The organism is Agrobacterium sp. MCAB5 (assembly GCF_052114365.1).
Lineage (GTDB): Bacteria > Pseudomonadota > Alphaproteobacteria > Rhizobiales > Rhizobiaceae > Agrobacterium > Agrobacterium tumefaciens.
This window is the reverse complement of sequence record NZ_JBFREP010000003.1, coordinates 538,570-553,141: the sequence shown is the minus strand read 5'-3', so window position 1 is coordinate 553,141 and position 14,572 is coordinate 538,570. Positions and strand designations below refer to the sequence as shown.

General features: G+C 59.3%; 17 protein-coding genes. 9 read left to right on the top strand and 8 right to left on the bottom strand.

The features are described from left to right. Positions 1-121 precede the first annotated feature (121 nt). Positions 122-1,408 (top strand): SDR family oxidoreductase, encoded by a 1,287-nt coding sequence (locus AB4Z23_RS10350; protein ID WP_421477216.1) that lies wholly within the window; start codon positions 122-124, stop codon positions 1,406-1,408. Beyond that, on the top strand, positions 1,408-1,890 hold the full coding sequence (locus AB4Z23_RS10345) for a DUF2269 family protein (RefSeq protein WP_421477214.1): 483 nt from the start codon (positions 1,408-1,410) through the stop codon (positions 1,888-1,890). The genes AB4Z23_RS10350 and AB4Z23_RS10345 overlap by 1 nt, the downstream gene beginning before the upstream one ends. A 6-nt stretch (positions 1,891-1,896) precedes the next feature. Here the strand turns inward: AB4Z23_RS10345 and AB4Z23_RS10340 are convergent, their stop codons facing one another. Further along, a complete protein-coding gene (locus AB4Z23_RS10340) occupies positions 1,897-2,379 on the bottom strand; it encodes an SRPBCC family protein (RefSeq protein ID WP_421477212.1) in 483 nt (160 codons plus the stop codon). Further along, positions 2,376-2,735: an ArsR/SmtB family transcription factor gene (locus AB4Z23_RS10335; protein ID WP_421477210.1), complete on the bottom strand. Its 360-nt coding sequence runs from the start codon at positions 2,733-2,735 to the stop codon at positions 2,376-2,378. Before AB4Z23_RS10335 ends, AB4Z23_RS10340 begins: the two co-directional genes overlap by 4 nt. Positions 2,736-2,867: 132 nt before the next feature. Between AB4Z23_RS10335 and AB4Z23_RS10330 the strand changes: the two genes are divergently transcribed. From AB4Z23_RS10330 to AB4Z23_RS10320, 3 genes are read left to right on the top strand one after another with little or no spacing between them, the layout of a single operon-like run. Beyond that, a complete protein-coding gene (locus AB4Z23_RS10330) occupies positions 2,868-3,248 on the top strand; it encodes a COG4315 family predicted lipoprotein (protein ID WP_080580913.1) in 381 nt (126 codons plus the stop codon). Beyond that, positions 3,232-3,789: an RNA polymerase sigma factor gene (locus AB4Z23_RS10325; protein WP_162686695.1), complete on the top strand. Its 558-nt coding sequence runs from the start codon at positions 3,232-3,234 to the stop codon at positions 3,787-3,789. Before AB4Z23_RS10330 ends, AB4Z23_RS10325 begins: the two co-directional genes overlap by 17 nt. Further along, positions 3,786-4,574 (top strand): anti-sigma factor family protein, encoded by a 789-nt coding sequence (locus tag AB4Z23_RS10320; RefSeq protein ID WP_038491522.1) that lies wholly within the window; start codon positions 3,786-3,788, stop codon positions 4,572-4,574. The genes AB4Z23_RS10325 and AB4Z23_RS10320 overlap by 4 nt, the downstream gene beginning before the upstream one ends. A gap of 62 nt (positions 4,575-4,636) precedes the next feature. Here the strand turns inward: AB4Z23_RS10320 and AB4Z23_RS10315 are convergent, their stop codons facing one another. Then, on the bottom strand, positions 4,637-5,230 hold the full coding sequence (locus AB4Z23_RS10315; RefSeq protein WP_111783537.1) for a LysE family translocator: 594 nt from the start codon (positions 5,228-5,230) through the stop codon (positions 4,637-4,639). 162 nt (positions 5,231-5,392) lie between these two features. Between AB4Z23_RS10315 and AB4Z23_RS10310 the strand changes: the two genes are divergently transcribed. Then, positions 5,393-6,238, top strand: coding sequence for an aldo/keto reductase (locus AB4Z23_RS10310; protein ID WP_065662325.1), 846 nt, complete (start codon positions 5,393-5,395; stop codon positions 6,236-6,238). A gap of 154 nt (positions 6,239-6,392) precedes the next feature. Here AB4Z23_RS10310 and AB4Z23_RS10305 read toward each other — a convergent pair whose 3' ends face one another. The 4 genes from AB4Z23_RS10305 to AB4Z23_RS10290 form a co-directional block, all read right to left on the bottom strand. After that, positions 6,393-6,923 carry an SRPBCC family protein gene (locus AB4Z23_RS10305; protein ID WP_003513094.1) on the bottom strand — a complete coding sequence of 177 codons (531 nt, stop codon included), beginning with the start codon at positions 6,921-6,923 and terminating at the stop codon, positions 6,393-6,395. Then, positions 6,916-7,284, bottom strand: coding sequence for an ArsR/SmtB family transcription factor (locus AB4Z23_RS10300; RefSeq protein WP_003513097.1), 369 nt, complete (start codon positions 7,282-7,284; stop codon positions 6,916-6,918). Before AB4Z23_RS10300 ends, AB4Z23_RS10305 begins: the two co-directional genes overlap by 8 nt. 133 nt (positions 7,285-7,417) lie before the next feature. After that, a complete protein-coding gene (gene ilvN / locus AB4Z23_RS10295) occupies positions 7,418-7,990 on the bottom strand; it encodes an acetolactate synthase small subunit (protein WP_003513099.1) in 573 nt (190 codons plus the stop codon). A 19-nt stretch (positions 7,991-8,009) separates the two neighbouring features. Then, positions 8,010-9,803 (bottom strand): acetolactate synthase 3 large subunit, encoded by a 1,794-nt coding sequence (locus AB4Z23_RS10290; RefSeq protein ID WP_013636474.1) that lies wholly within the window; start codon positions 9,801-9,803, stop codon positions 8,010-8,012. A gap of 381 nt (positions 9,804-10,184) precedes the next feature. Between AB4Z23_RS10290 and AB4Z23_RS10285 the strand changes: the two genes are divergently transcribed. After that, on the top strand, positions 10,185-12,191 hold the full coding sequence (locus tag AB4Z23_RS10285) for an ATP-binding protein (protein ID WP_080580898.1): 2,007 nt from the start codon (positions 10,185-10,187) through the stop codon (positions 12,189-12,191). A gap of 9 nt (positions 12,192-12,200) precedes the next feature. Here the strand turns inward: AB4Z23_RS10285 and miaA are convergent, their stop codons facing one another. Continuing rightward, a complete protein-coding gene (gene miaA, locus AB4Z23_RS10280) occupies positions 12,201-13,097 on the bottom strand; it encodes a tRNA (adenosine(37)-N6)-dimethylallyltransferase MiaA (protein ID WP_421477206.1) in 897 nt (298 codons plus the stop codon). Between miaA and serB the strand changes: the two genes are divergently transcribed. Next, positions 13,096-13,986, top strand: coding sequence for a phosphoserine phosphatase SerB (serB, locus tag AB4Z23_RS10275; protein WP_065687203.1), 891 nt, complete (start codon positions 13,096-13,098; stop codon positions 13,984-13,986). The two genes, miaA and serB, sit on opposite strands and share 2 nt — an antisense overlap. Next, a complete protein-coding gene (locus AB4Z23_RS10270) occupies positions 13,983-14,555 on the top strand; it encodes a GNAT family N-acetyltransferase (protein WP_421477204.1) in 573 nt (190 codons plus the stop codon). The genes serB and AB4Z23_RS10270 overlap by 4 nt, the downstream gene beginning before the upstream one ends. Positions 14,556-14,572 lie beyond the last annotated feature (17 nt).

The window sequence follows — 14,572 nt, the reverse complement described above, 5'->3', positions numbered from 1 at the left end:
CCCTCATCGCAGGATTCGAGCACCGTGCGCAACAGAAAAAGAACGAAAGATGAATCACACCATCAGAATGCGGCAATAAAACACGGCTGGTTTTTAAACCATGGCGGCTATCATGCCGCGCATGAAGATATTGATTCTGGGCGCAACGGGTTTCATCGGTTCCGAAGTGATCCACAGCCTTCACGGCAAAGGTCACACCGTTACTGGGCTGGCTCGCACCATTGCGCGAGCTAAAGATAAATGGCCTTTCGCCAGCTGGGTTCCGGCCGATCTCTCGCGTATGACCAGCGCTGCCGACTGGGCGGCACTCGTTAGCGACCATGACGCCGTCGTCAATTGCGCAGGTGCGCTTCAGGACGGCCTGTCGGATGATCTTGCCGCGACGCAGGAAAAGGCGATGCTGGCGCTCTACCAGGCAGCGGTAAATGCGGGTGGCAAGCTGGTGATCCAGATATCGGCTCGCACTTCCGGAGCCGCTTCCCAACTGCCCTTCCTCGCCACCAAACGCCGCGCCGATATGGCACTTGCCGCAAGCGGTCTGCGCTTTGTCATTCTCCGCCCCGCACTGGTTGTCGGCCGCAACGCCCATGGCGGCACAGCACTCGTGCGCGCGCTTGCAAGCTTCCCCTTCGCTGTGCCGCTCGTAAACGGCAAGATGCCTGTACAGACCGTAGCAGTCGAAGATGTCGCGTTGGCAGTCAGCGCGGCAATAGATGGCGAAATCCCGTCAGGTAGCGATATCGAGCTGGCAGCAAACGAAACGCTGACATTGCAAGGCGTGGTCGCTGCGCACCGGCAATGGCTCGGCCTCGCCCCTGCTCCCGCGCTAAATCTTCCGACTGCCTTCATGCGCCCCGTCGCCCTCACGGCGGATATTGCGGGAAAGCTCGGCTGGCGGTCGCCGTTGCGCTCAACCGCCATGAGGGTGATGTCGGAAGGTATCGTGACGGAGAACAGCGCGCCAAAAGCGACGACGTCGCTCAAGAGCTTGAGGGACACGCTGGCAGCTCACCCTTCCGGCGTGCAGGACCTGTGGTTTGCCAGATCATATCTGCTCAAACCCGTCCTCATTCTCTGCCTGTCGCTGTTCTGGTTATTGTCCGGCCTCGTACCGCTGCTTGATATCGACAGCTCGGCGGCGCATTTCCTGCCCTTCATGCCGCAAGTGCCGGCCGTCACCCTCACACTCGCCACCTGTATCATCGATATCGCCCTGGGCGCCACCGTCCTGATAAGACCGCTTGCCAGAAAAGCGCTGGTCTCCATGCTCCTGGTCACCGCCGCCTATCTGACTGGTGGCAGTCTGCTGGAGCCGGGTCTGTGGCTCGATCCGCTCGGCCCCCTCGTCAAGGTCCTGCCCTCCATCGCCCTGACACTTGTCGCCCTTGCCACATTGGATGAACGCTGATGACACCTGAAGACCTTCTGCGGCTCGCCCATGTCATCGGCGCAACCGTGCTGTTCGGCACCGGGGCAGGCATAGCGTTTTTCATGGTGATGGCGCGGCGGACGGCAAACCCAGCGCTGATCGCCCATGTTTCGGGCACGGTCGTCATCGCCGACACCATCTTCACCGCCACGGCGGCGATCATCCAGCCGGTCACCGGCTACTTCCTCGCCCGCATCATCGGCTGGCCGCTGAGCGAAGGCTGGATCGCCCTTTCGCTCTGCCTTTATGTCTTCACCGGCATTTTCTGGCTGCCGGTGGTGTGGATCCAGATCAAACTGCGCGACATCGCCCGCGATTGTGTCGCTGCGGACGAGCCCCTGCCGCCGCAATGGTTCCGCCTCTATCGCATCTGGTTTGCCTGCGGTTTTCCGGCTTTCTTCGCGGTTCTCGGTATCATCTGGCTGATGCTGACCAAGCCGGAAATTCCCCTCTTCGGTTGATGCGCCTCAAGTCTCGGCCTGCCTTTCTACAAGCTGCGCCAGTTGCTCGGCAACCGTGTTCCAGCCGTCGAAAAAGCCCATCTCAGCGTGCTTGTCGCGATCTTCAGGGTTTCTGTGCATGGCATAGGCCACATACTCCATTCCTTCAGGATGATCGCGAAAGCTCATCACCGCGGTGAGGAATGGGCGGGCCGACGGCCGAAAGCCTGCCGTCAACGCGTCGGTGAAGATCAGCCGCTCCTCATCATCCACCGCCAGGAAACATCCGCTTATGTGATCGCCAAATGCCTTACCGTCTTCGCTGTAGCGGGTCTCGAAAGCGCCGCCGGGGAAAAGCTCCATTTTCTCGACACGGCATTTGCCGGGATGCGGCACCCACCACTGTTCGAGGCTGTTTTTGTCGACCCAGGCGTTCCAGACCAGCTGGCGCGGCGCCCTGATGATCCTTGAAATCTTCAGATCGAGATCGGGATTGAAAGTGTCGCTCATTTGTCATTCTCCCCTTTATCGGAGGTTCTGTCCTGTTGCGCCATGACGAACTGTTCAAGCCGGTCCGTCCGGCCTTCCCAGATGGCATGCTGTTGCGAAAGCCAGCCCTCGATCATTGAAAACCGTTGTTTCTCCAGCGAGCAGAACCGCACCCGGCCCTGCTTGCGCGTCACGATCAACCCCGCTCCTTCCAGCTGGCGGATATGTTTCATGAACGACGGCAGGGCCATGGCGAAAGGTTCGGCAAGCGTGCCGACGCTCGCATCCCCGCTGCCCAACCGCAAAAGCACGGCCCTTCGTGTCGGATCGGCAAGGGACTGGAAGATATCGTCAAGCGGGGCTAAATAGTTATCCATAAGACTAACTATCACGGCGAAACACTTAGCTCAACGGATAAGTTTAAAATCGTACCGGCGGAGGGAATAAAGCAGTGACCTGCGGTGTCTTTTGATGTGCTGGCGGCAGAAGCCGCCCGAACCAAGGAGGATATGTCCATGAAAATCCGCTTTATCGTTCCCGCCCTCGTTCTGGCATTTGCCGGAACGGCCTATGCGGCACCCGCGGTCGAAACGGTCAAGACCGCCAAAGGCAATGTGCTTGCGGGCGAAAAAGGCATGACGCTCTACACTTTCAAGAACGACAAGAAGGGCGTATCCAATTGTTATGACAAGTGCGCCACCAACTGGCCGCCGTTCTTCGCGGCTACTGGCGACAAGGCCGAAGGCGCCTATTCCGTCGTGACGCGCAAGGACGGCAAGATGCAGTGGGCAAAGGACGGCATGCCGCTCTACTACTGGGCCAAGGACATGAAAAAAGGCGATGCAACCGGCGACGGTATGAACGGTGTATGGGATGCCGCAAAACCATGATGGCATGAATGGCAAGACGCGGGGGAGCCTCTCCCCCGCAGCCGGCTCCTTCGAGGCGGAGATGCTGGCGCTGATACCCATGCTGCGGCGTTATTCCCGCAGCCTTTCCCGCTCCGACGCCGATGGCGAGGACCTTTTGCAGGACTGCGTGGAAAAGGCGCTGACCAACAAGAGGCAATGGCACGGAACGGCTTTGAAATCATGGGCTTACGCGATAATGACGAATCTTTATCGCAACCGCCACCGCGCCGCGAAACGTCACCCGTCCGAAAGTCTCGACGGCCATGAGAGCCTGGCCGTTGCCGACACACTCGGCGACACGCTGGAAAACGATAGGCTGCACGTCGCGCTCGGGCTGCTTTCGCCAGAGATGCGGGCGGTGCTGATGCTGGTGACGGTGGAAGGCTACAGCTATCAGGAGGCAGCCGAGACATTGTCGATCCCGGTGGGTACCGTCATGTCCAGACTTTCCCGCGCCCGCGAAACCCTGCGCCAGCACCTGGCGGTGGACAATATCATTCCCCTGCGGAGACCACGATGAAAAGGCCCGATGCCATTACCGAAGACGATCTGCACGCTTATGTCGATGGGCTTTTGTCCGACGACGACCGCGCGGCTGTCGAGGCCTGGCTGACCGAAAGGCCGCAGGAGCGGGAGCGTGTGGAAGACTGGAAAAAACAGGCTGAAACCCTGCGAGCCGCATTCGCCGCCTATGCCGCCGAACATCCGCACGACACCGCGATGCTTGCCGAAAGAAAACAGGCACCCGCGTGGCGGCTGAAACCGGTTCTTCTGCGAACGGCAGCTGTGTTGCTGATCTTCGCGGCAGGTGCGGCAGCCGGAAGGCTTGTGCCGCCGCCGCTCGCCACGCCGCAGGACGTGGTTCTGGCATCGTTGACGACTGACATTCCCGCGCAGGCGAAATCGGCCTATCTCATCTATGCAAGCGAGGTGCGCCACCCCGTTGAAGTTGGAGCCGAACAGCAGCAGCACCTTGCAACATGGCTCGGCAAAAGGCTAGGTTATCCCTTCGCCATCCCCGATCTTTCCAAGATCGGATATGATCTCGTCGGCGGGCGCCTGATCCCCGTCAGCGGCAAGCCAGGGGCGATGCTGATGTATCAGGACAAGACCGGCCGCCGGGTAACGGTGCTGGTTGGCCACAACGAGGAAAACCGCACCACCAGCTTCCGCATGGCGAGCGCCGATGGCGTCGAGACCTTTTACTGGATCGACAACGAACTGGGCTATGCGGTTTCTGCCGAACTGACGCGCGCCGAGGTGCAGAAGATCGCCGAGGAATGTTACCGCCAGTTCCCTGCGTAGAATAACCTATACCCCCACCCCACATCCATGCGACAGGCACAGGGATGACGAAGGGAGAACACCTATTTCAACATCGGCCAGAGGCTGACGACGAGAAGGACGGCCATGGTGATGTTGAACCATTTGAGCCGCACGGGAACGGAAAGCCAGTCACGCAGGGCCGAACCGAAGCCCGCCCAGGTCGAAACGCTGGGAAGATTGACGGCGGCGAAAACCACGCCGACGATCAAAACGGTGACGAGATATTGCCGCTCATCCGTATAGGTCGCCATCGCGGTCACGGCCATCACCCAAGCCTTGGGATTGACCCACTGAAAGGCTGCGGCGGCAAGAAAGCTCATCGGCACCGATGCGGCAGCACCCTCGTTCAGGCTGCGGGACGTGCCGATCTTCCACGCGATCCAGACGAGATAAAGTCCGCCCGCGAATTTCAGCGCGGTATAGAGCAAGGGCACGGAGTGCAGCAGCGCGCCAAGCCCAAATCCGACGCCGATCAGCAAGGACAGGAACCCCGCCCCGATGCCCAGCATATGCGGGATCGTGCGGCGGAACCCGAAATTCACGCCGGAGGCAAAAAGCATCATATTGTTCGGGCCGGGCGTAATGGAGGTTGTGAAGGCAAACAGCACCAGCGCGACGAGGGTTTCGACAGTCATGATCTCTCCTGTGAAAAGACCCTATCCGCCGAACCACCATCAAACCAGTCCGATCAACCGATAGGCGTAGTCAAATTTTTTGATGGATCGATCCTTTCCATGCCGGGTTTGAGAAGTCGGAACAAAGGGCTATTCTCCGTCAACAACCGCTGGAGCGAACCGATGTATGACGACATTCCTTCCGTCACCCTGCCATCCGGAAAAGAGATACCAGCCCTTGGCCTCGGCACCTGGAACATGGGCGAGATGAGATCATCGGCTCCGCAGGAAGTCGAGAGCATTCGCAAGGCGATCGATCTCGGCATGACGCTGATCGACACGGCCGAAATGTATGCAGACGGCCGATCCGAAGAAGTGGTGGGCACGGCGATTGCCGGCCGGCGCGACGAGGTGTTTCTGGTCAGCAAGGTCTATCCCTGGAACGCCAGCGCCCGAGGCACGATTGAGGCCTGCGAGCGCAGCCTCGCAAGGCTCGGCACCGACCGGCTCGATCTCTATCTACTGCATTGGCGTGGTGATCACCCGCTGGACGAAACGGTGGCCGCTTTCGAAAAGCTGAAAAAAGCCGGCAAGATCGGCGACTGGGGCGTCTCGAATTTCGACACCGACGACATGGAGGAGCTTTTCGCTGTTCCCGACGGTAAGAATTGCGCCGCCAATCAGGTGCTCTACAATCTCTCCCGGCGTGGACCGGAATTTTCGCTTCTGCCCTGGTGTCAGTGGCACAGCGTGCCGCTGATGGCCTATTCACCAATCGAACAGGGGCGCATCCTCAACAACCACGAACTCATCCGCATCGCCAAGGCCTATCAGGCTACGCCTGCGCAACTGGCACTGGCCTTTCTTCTGGAAAGAGAAGGCGTTATCGCCATTCCAAAATCCGCCAGCGCCGCACGCGTGGAGGAGAACCGAGGTGCCACCGATCTCGAAATCACCGATGAGGACTGGGCCGCACTGGATGCCGCCTTCCCACCACCGACACGCAAGACGGCGCTGGAAATGCTGTGATTTAACAAAGCATTAAGATGTTTTTCGGACTCAGGCACTCAAGCAATTGAATCGAAATGTGAGCCCTGCGAACTGATGCTTTGGGCTGCACCATTTCAATTCAATAACGGCGCAGCGAACCGCGCCGTCAGTCTCCCAGACATGCTGCACCCAGTTACGGTATGCGGCGCTCATATTCCTCTTTAAGCCCCAGCCAGCTATCCCAGAAAGGCCCCGGCTCCTTTTCCTGAAGACGGGCGGCGAGAATGTCGAGATGCGCATGCCAGCCGGCGCTGACATTGAGCTTGGTCGTGCGATCCGCAAGCCGGCGGTGAACCAGTGTCAGAAGCACATCCTTGCCCAGAGCCTGAAGCTCGATCGACACCTCTGCGCTCTCACCCCAGGTGAAGACGAGGCGATGCGGCGCAACGACGGTAATGATGCGTGAGGTCATCCTGTTCTCTTCGGAAAAACCTTCCGGGCGGCTGCCCGGCGGGTCGGAAAGCTCGTCGTTGCGCCAGACGAGTTCAAATGGTGCGTCGGGCGCGAGCCGCATCTCGCCGGACGCCAGCCACCGGCGGCGAAGTTCGCTCTGTGTCAGATAGGCCCAGACCCGCTCGATTGGTCCCGGCAGGAGCCGTTCTATCTTCAGGGTTGTCGGCTCGACGAGCCGGCCATAGGCGTCAGGCATTGCAATATCAGCCATTGTCATTTCCTCCATCTGCAGGGGATTTTCCCTGATCATCCTCCCTGAGCATCTGCTCAAGAATATCGAGGCGGCTGTTCCAGAACTGCCGGTAGAAATCCAGCCATTCATGCGCCTCTGCCAACCGTTCCGGCGCAAGGCGGCAGACATGGGTACGCCCCCTCACCTCACGGCGAATAAGCCCGGCGTTTTCGAGCGCCTTGATGTGCTTGGATGCCGCAGCCAGCGATATGTCGAACGGCTCGGCCAGCTGGCTCACCGTTCGCTCGCCACGGGATAGATCGCGCAGCATCGTGCGCCGCGTCGCATCGCCAAGGGCATGAAAGACAGTGTCGAGATGTGGAACAGATAATTCAACCATGTTGTTGAATATAGGCCACCACACTAAAAAGTCAACCATATGGTTGAATATCAATTCACCGGAGCGCAGCCCATAAAAAAACCCGCGGCGAACCGCGGGCTTGGTATTACAAGGATATTCGAAAGGCGGAGGATCACATCCCCTGCGAACCGCGGTTCATGGCTGCAATACCCGTGCGGCAGATCTCGATCAGGCCGAGCGGTTTGATGATGGCCACGAACTGGTCGATCTTGGACGACTTGCCGGTGATTTCGAAGATGAAATGCTCGACTGTCGCGTCCACCACCTTGGCCTGAAACGCATCCGCAAGACGAAGCGTCTCGGCGCGGGCTTCACCCGAACCGGCGACCTTGATCAGCGCTACTTCACGCTCGATCGGCCGTTCCTGCCCGAGTTCGCGGGCGCGAACGGTAAGATCGAGCACCCGGTGCACAGGAACGATGCGTTCTAGCTGCGCCTTGATCTGCTCCAGCACGATAGGTGTGCCGCGCGTTACGATCGTGATGCGCGACAGATGCGCCTCATGCTCGGTTTCCGAAACCGTCAGGCTTTCGATGTTGTAACCCCGGCCGGAAAACAGGCCGATGACCCGGGCGAGAACGCCCGGCTCGTTGCTGACGAGAACCGACAGCGTGTGATTTTCGACGGCAGCCGTTTCCTTCTGGATGAAATAGGCGGAGCCGGTGGGTTGTAGGTGTGCGTTCATGTCCTTTTCCTCTCCCGGCTCAGACTAGCTGACGGCCCTTGGCATCGATGGCGTTGGCAACAGCTTCATCCGTCGCCTCATCCGGCAACAGCATCTCGTTATGGGCTTTACCAGATGGGATCATCGGGAAGCAATTGGCGAGATTGGCAACGCGGCAATCGAAGATGACCGGCCTGTTGACCGCAATCATCTCGGCGATCTTGTCGTCCAGTTCCTTCGGATCGTCGCAATACATGCCAACCGCGCCATAGGCTTCCGCCAGTTTGACGAAGTCAGGCATGGCTTCGGTATAGGAGTTGGACAGGCGGTTGCCGTGCAGCAACTGCTGCCACTGCCGCACCATGCCCATATACTGGTTGTTGAGGATGAAAATCTTCACCGGCAGACCGTACTGGATGGCGCAGGACATTTCCTGAATGCACATCTGGATCGAGGCATCACCGGCAATGTCGATAACCAGCGCTTCCGGATGCGCGACCTGAACGCCGATAGCTGCCGGCAGGCCGTATCCCATGGTACCGAGACCGCCCGAGGTCATCCAGTGGTTCGGCTCCTCGAAGCCGAAGAACTGCGCCGCCCACATCTGGTGCTGGCCAACTTCGGTGGTGATGAAGGTCTCGCGCCCCTTCGATGCCTCGTAAAGACGCTGCAATGCATATTGCGGCATGATGACATCGTTGGAATTTTTGTAGGCGAAGGAGTTGCGGGCGCGCCAGCGCTCGATCTGCAGCCACCAGTCCGCGGTCTGGGCTTTTTCCGGCTTCTTCGGCAAAGCGCGCCACAGGCGAACCATATCTTCCAGAACATGGCTGACGTCGCCAATGATCGGAACGTCGACGCGTACGGTCTTGTTGATCGAGGACGGATCGATATCGACGTGAATCTTCTTGGAATTCGGCGAAAACGCATTCAGGCGCCCGGTAATACGGTCGTCGAAACGCGCGCCGATGCAGACCAGCACGTCGCAATCATGCATTGTCATATTGGCTTCGTATGAACCGTGCATGCCCAACATGCCGAGCCAGTTTTTGCCGGAAGCCGGATAGGCGCCGAGACCCATCAGCGTCGAGGTGATCGGGAAACCGGTCAGCTCTACCAGTTCGCGCAGCAGCCGTGTCGCTTCCGGGCCGGAGTTGATGACGCCACCACCGGTGTAGAAAACCGGCTTCTTTGCCTTAGACATCAATTCGATGGCCGCGTGAATGGCGTTGAGATCGCCCTGAACCTTCGGCTTGTAGCTCTTCTGCTGAATGGCGGCGGAAGGCGGTGTATAGGTGCCGGTGGCGAACTGGATGTCCTTCGGAATATCGACGACGACGGGGCCGGGGCGACCAGTCTGTGCGATGCGGAAGGCCTCATGGATGATGCCCGCCAGTTCGTTGACGTCCTTTACCAGCCAGTTGTGCTTGGTGCAGGGGCGCGTAATGCCGACGGTATCGCATTCCTGAAATGCGTCGGAGCCGATCAGCGATGTCGGAACCTGGCCGGAAAGGCAGACGAGCGGAATGGAATCCATCAGCGCATCCTGCAGCGGGGTGACCGCATTGGTGGCGCCGGGACCGGAGGTAACGAGCATGACACCGACCTTGCCGGTGGAGCGGGCATAACCTTCGGCAGCATGGCCGGCACCCTGCTCGTGACGTACGAGAATATGCTGAATGTCTTCCTGCTGGAAAATCTCGTCGTAGATCGGAAGCACGGCACCACCAGGATAACCGAAGATGTGCTCGACGCCGTTGTCCTTCAGCGCCTTCAGAACAATCTCCGCACCTGTCATGCTATTGCTGTTTTCCGTATTATCCTTATCCGTCATTGCCTGTTTCCATCCCGCTTTGGCTTTGGATATCGAGGAGCCCGAGGGCCTGTTTGAAGACATAAAAAAAGGCCCCTAGAGGAGCCTCGTTCAGCGCATGGGTGCTTTCGCCGGATGGTTACACCATCCTGCCCATGCGCCGTCCCACCACGATAAGTACGTTAAGATTTTTCATGGGCCGGAGTGTTAGCCAGAAAAGCGCCAGTCGTCAACGCATATTGCGGAAAAAATCGGCGTCGGCTTCTTTTATTACCCGTAAGGCACCATGGACGAAATTTTCGAACGCAACAGATACACAGGTTGTTAAATATAATCTTTTACAATCAAAGATGCAGATAATGCCCGAACCACCGCGATCATCCGCATGTACCGGGATAAGACGTGAATAGTGACGAGTTTCATAGAGCGTCCCGCATGGACGAAAACGAACGGCGATCCGGCCAGCAGCCGGCTAACCGTATGCTCGGCCGCGTCATCGCCTGTGATGGCGCCCATGCGACAATCGCCGCAGAAACTGAAATCGGTTCAACCGATGTCGCGCAGCTCTGGTCCGTCGGCCGCCTGATCTCGATCGAAATGGGAACGAGCCGTGTCGCCGCACTGGTATATGCCATGCGCACGGGCGAAGAACACTGGTCGTCGGACAAGCCGAACAGGCTGCTGATCGACGTGGAACTCGTTGGCGAAGTCTACCGCACCGAAGATGGCAGCGAACGTTTTTCCACCGGCATTTCCCGTTACCCCTACCTGGGCGCGGTCGCGCATCGCATCCGCACGGGAGACCTTTCCAAGATCTATGACAGCGGCAAGCGAGACACATGCGTCATTGGCAAGCTGACGCAGGACGACACGATTGGCGCGGCCATCAACATCCAGCAGATGCTGGCGAAACATTTCGCCGTCGTCGGCTCGACGGGCGTGGGCAAAACCACCGCCGTCTCCCTTCTTCTGAACAAGGCGATCGAGACGGACCCGAAGCTGCGTGTCCTCATTCTCGATCCGCACAATGAATTTGCGGCCGCCTTTCCCGATCATTCTGTCGTCATCGACACCGACACGCTCGACCTTCCCTTCTGGCTGATGCGCCTCGAAGAATTCGCGGAAGTGATTTTCCGCGGACGCAAGCCCGTACCGGAAGAGATGGATGTCCTTCGCGACATCATTCCGGAAGCGAAAAAGGCATTTCGCGGCACAGATGGCTCCGCCGTTCGCCGCACGTCCGACAAGAGCGCGATCACGCCGGATACGCCGGTACCTTACCGCATGGCCGATATTCTCGCCCTCATCGACGAGCGCATCGGGCGGCTGGAAGGGCGCGGCGAAAAGCCGACCCTGCGCTCCCTCAAGGGCCGCATTCTCTCGGCCATCAACGATACGCGCTATAACTTCATGTTCTCCAGCAATACGATCAGCGACACCATTCTGGAAACGGTGGCGCATATCTTCCGTATTCCAGGAGAAGGTAAGCCGATTTCGGTTTTCCAGCTGTCCGGCATCCCCTCGGAAGTAGTGAACTCGGTCGTCTCCGTCCTTTGCCGCATGTCCTTCGAACTCGCGGTGCTGGCGCGCGGCTCGCTGCATATGCTTGTCGTCTGCGAAGAAGCGCACCGTTATGTTCCGGCAGACCCTGAGCGCGGATTTTTCCCGACCCGGCAGGCGATCGCGCAGATCGCCAAGGAAGGCCGCAAATACGGTATTTCGCTTGGCGTCATCAGCCAACGTCCGAGTGAGCTGGACCAGACCATCCTGTCGCAGTGCTCGACCGTTTTTGCCATGCGGCTGACGAACGAGATCGACCAGAAGATCATTCTGTCCGCCGTACCGAACGCCTCAACCTCGACCACCAGTTTCCTCTCGTCCATCGGCAATGGCGAGGCAATCGCCTTTGGCGAGGCGGTGGGCGTACCGATGCGCATGCGCTTCGACCGCGTCTCCACGGCAAAATTGCCGAAGGCAAACGGCGCAGTCAGCCATACGCCCCACGAAACGCCCGATACAGTCGATCTGAACACCATCGTCAGCCGCATGCGCGCGGTAGCCAAGCCGGTCATCACCGGCTTCCAGCAAAGCGTCGAAGCGGCCTTCTCCGATATGCAGGAACCGATGTCCGCTCCCAGAGAGGCGGACGACGTCGATCGCTGGAAACGCGAACTGGGGACGGCGGCGACAGAGGGATACGAACCTTACCGCCCCGACATGCTGCCCGGACGCACAACCTTAGCGCCGCAGTCGCCCGCAACGGCAACGGATACCAGCGCTGTCAACGAATTGCGTAAGGTCGGCTTCCAGATGCAGGCACAGAGTGGCCCGCCTCCTTCAGAGACACGCCCTTCGCTGCGGGAGAGCCTGATGAAAAAGCCGCTAGGCAGCCTTTACCGCAAGGACTGAGCGCGGCCCCTACGGCTGGATACGTGCCCAGTCCGGCCCCATCTGGTTGCGGAACCAGGTCATCTGCCGCTTGGCATATTGGCGGGTCGCGGCCGCCGATTTTTCGATGACCTCTGCCTCACTCATACCGCCAGCCAGCATGTCGGCGATCTGGGAAACGCCGATCGCCTTCATCGCTGTGGCATCAGGCGCAAGGTTCAGGGCGAGAAGAGCTTTCACCTCTTCCACAGCACCACTCTCCATCATGGTTTCGAACCGCCGATTGATGCGGTCGTGCAACACCGGCCGTTCCGGCAGGACCACGAATTTCTCCGCTCGGTCCGGATCAACAATCATCGGACCACTGGCTTTTTGGAACTCCATGATTGACTTTCCGGTCGCCTCCATGACCTCCAGCGCCCGAACGATCCGCTGGCCGTCCCCCGGCTGAAGCCCCTGCGCCATCAAGGGATCGCACCGCAACAGTTCCGCGTGCAGGACCGTTGACCCCTCTTCGATCAGCCGGGCGCGCAGCCTCTCGCGTATGTCGTCAGGAATGTCGGGCATATCGGACAAGCCGCCCGTCAGCGCCTTGAAATAAAGCCCCGTACCGCCAACGATGACCGGAAAACGCTGCTGCCTACCCAAATCCACAAGCAGGGCGGAAATGTCCCGCAGCCATTCACCCGTTGAATAGGAACTGCTTGCCGGCACATGGCCGTATAGCAGATGTGGCACGCCTGCCATTTCTTCCTCGGATGGCCGGGCGGTCAGCACCCGCAGCGTGTCATAAACCTGCATGCTGTCGGCATTGATCACGACACCGTTCCGCTCCCGCGCCATACGAAGCGCAAGCGCGGACTTGCCGCTTGCCGTCGGGCCGGTTATCAGGATCGCATCAAAATTCTCATCAAGGTTTTTCATCATGGCTTTCGTTGCCACGCTTATCGCCAATCCGTCAAATCCTGTTCTGACACCGGCCCTCGGCGAAGCGGCCGCCAATGCCGTAAACGCATCCGGTCTATACTGGCTGGCCGATGGCATCGCCTGCGATATTGCTCTGCCCTCTGGCACCGATGCCGAACAGGCACGTGACGCGATTGCCAACGTGCTTTCGGGCCAGCCGATCGATATCGTCGTTCAGGAACAGGACAAGCGCCGCAAGAAGCTTCTGATCGCCGATATGGATTCGACCATGATCGGTCAGGAATGCATCGACGAGCTGGCCGCCGAAGTGGGATTGAAGGACAAGGTTTCCACGATTACCGCTCGCGCCATGAATGGCGAAATCGCTTTTGAGCCGGCGCTCCGCGAGCGCGTGGCGCTGCTGAAGGGCCTGCCGGTCTCCGTCATCGATGACGTCATCGAAAAGCGCATCACGCTGACATCAGGCGGCAAGGAGCTGATCGCCACCATGAAGGCGAAAGGCTACTATACCGCCCTCGTTTCCGGCGGTTTCACGGTCTTCACCGGCCGGGTGGCGGCGATGCTGGGGTTTGATGAAAACCGCGCGAATCTTCTCGGCGAGGCTGATGGCCAGTTGGATGGCACCGTTGCCGAACCGATCCTCGGCAAACAGGCCAAGGTGGATGCGCTGAACGATATCGCCGCAAAGCTCGGCATCTCGCCGGACGAGGCAATGGCGGTCGGCGATGGCGCCAACGATCTCGGCATGCTGCATCTGGCCGGCGCGGGCGTTGCCCTGCACGCCAAGCCCGCCGTCGCCGCCGAGGCGCAGATGCGCATCGACCATGGCGACCTGACCGCACTCCTTTACATTCAGGGTTACCGCAAGACGGATTTTGTCGTTCCATGATCATCCGTGAAACATCAAGGCTCATTCTGCGCGAGTGGAAGGAGAGCGACCGCAATCTGTTCCGCGAAATCAACGCCGACGAAAAGGTCATGGAATTTTTTCCCTTCCGCCGCAGCCATGCGGAAGCGGATGCGGTTCTCGAAACCATCAATGGCATGATCCGCGGCAGCGGTTACGGCTTCTACGCCATGGAACTGCGCGAAACCGGCGAGGTTATGGGATTTTGCGGCATATCGCCGGTCATGAACCTCGATCCGCCCTTCCCGCTCGGAACCATGGAAATCGGCTGGCGGCTCGCCAGCCGCTTCTGGGGTCACGGATATGTCACCGAGGCCGCGCAATCGCTGCTCGTCATGGCTTTTGACGAGAAGGAAACGCCGGAAATCGTCTCCTTTGCCGTCCATGACAACCAGCGTTCGACGCGGGTGATGGAACGTATCGGCCTCAAGCGTGACCCGTCACGAGACTTCGACCACCCGCGTGTCCCGGAAGACACCCATCCGCATCTGCGCCCGCATGTGACCTATGCGCTGACGCTCGCGGAGTGGCGGGAACGACAGGCGCAGTAGCAACCTCGCCCGCCAGT

What these genes read in the sequence shown, in the direction of transcription:
- AB4Z23_RS10315 (WP_111783537.1), bottom strand. Translation starts at nt 5,230, where the DNA reads ATGACTGTCGAAACCCTCGTCGCGCTGGTGCTGTTTGCCTTCACAACC.
- serB (WP_065687203.1), top strand. Translation starts at nt 13,096, where the DNA reads ATGGCTTTCGTTGCCACGCTTATCGCCAATCCGTCAAATCCTGTTCTG.
- AB4Z23_RS10310 (WP_065662325.1), top strand. Translation starts at nt 5,393, where the DNA reads ATGTATGACGACATTCCTTCCGTCACCCTGCCATCCGGAAAAGAGATA.
- AB4Z23_RS10325 (WP_162686695.1), top strand. Translation starts at nt 3,232, where the DNA reads ATGCCGCAAAACCATGATGGCATGAATGGCAAGACGCGGGGGAGCCTC.
- AB4Z23_RS10290 (WP_013636474.1), bottom strand. Translation starts at nt 9,803, where the DNA reads ATGACGGATAAGGATAATACGGAAAACAGCAATAGCATGACAGGTGCG.
- AB4Z23_RS10305 (WP_003513094.1), bottom strand. Translation starts at nt 6,923, where the DNA reads ATGGCTGATATTGCAATGCCTGACGCCTATGGCCGGCTCGTCGAGCCG.
- AB4Z23_RS10350 (WP_421477216.1), top strand. Translation starts at nt 122, where the DNA reads ATGAAGATATTGATTCTGGGCGCAACGGGTTTCATCGGTTCCGAAGTG.
- AB4Z23_RS10335 (WP_421477210.1), bottom strand. Translation starts at nt 2,735, where the DNA reads ATGGATAACTATTTAGCCCCGCTTGACGATATCTTCCAGTCCCTTGCC.
- AB4Z23_RS10320 (WP_038491522.1), top strand. Translation starts at nt 3,786, where the DNA reads ATGAAAAGGCCCGATGCCATTACCGAAGACGATCTGCACGCTTATGTC.
- AB4Z23_RS10330 (WP_080580913.1), top strand. Translation starts at nt 2,868, where the DNA reads ATGTCCATGAAAATCCGCTTTATCGTTCCCGCCCTCGTTCTGGCATTT.
- AB4Z23_RS10270 (WP_421477204.1), top strand. Translation starts at nt 13,983, where the DNA reads ATGATCATCCGTGAAACATCAAGGCTCATTCTGCGCGAGTGGAAGGAG.
- AB4Z23_RS10300 (WP_003513097.1), bottom strand. Translation starts at nt 7,284, where the DNA reads ATGGTTGAATTATCTGTTCCACATCTCGACACTGTCTTTCATGCCCTT.
- miaA (WP_421477206.1), bottom strand. Translation starts at nt 13,097, where the DNA reads ATGATGAAAAACCTTGATGAGAATTTTGATGCGATCCTGATAACCGGC.
- ilvN (WP_003513099.1), bottom strand. Translation starts at nt 7,990, where the DNA reads ATGAACGCACACCTACAACCCACCGGCTCCGCCTATTTCATCCAGAAG.
- AB4Z23_RS10340 (WP_421477212.1), bottom strand. Translation starts at nt 2,379, where the DNA reads ATGAGCGACACTTTCAATCCCGATCTCGATCTGAAGATTTCAAGGATC.
- AB4Z23_RS10345 (WP_421477214.1), top strand. Translation starts at nt 1,408, where the DNA reads ATGACACCTGAAGACCTTCTGCGGCTCGCCCATGTCATCGGCGCAACC.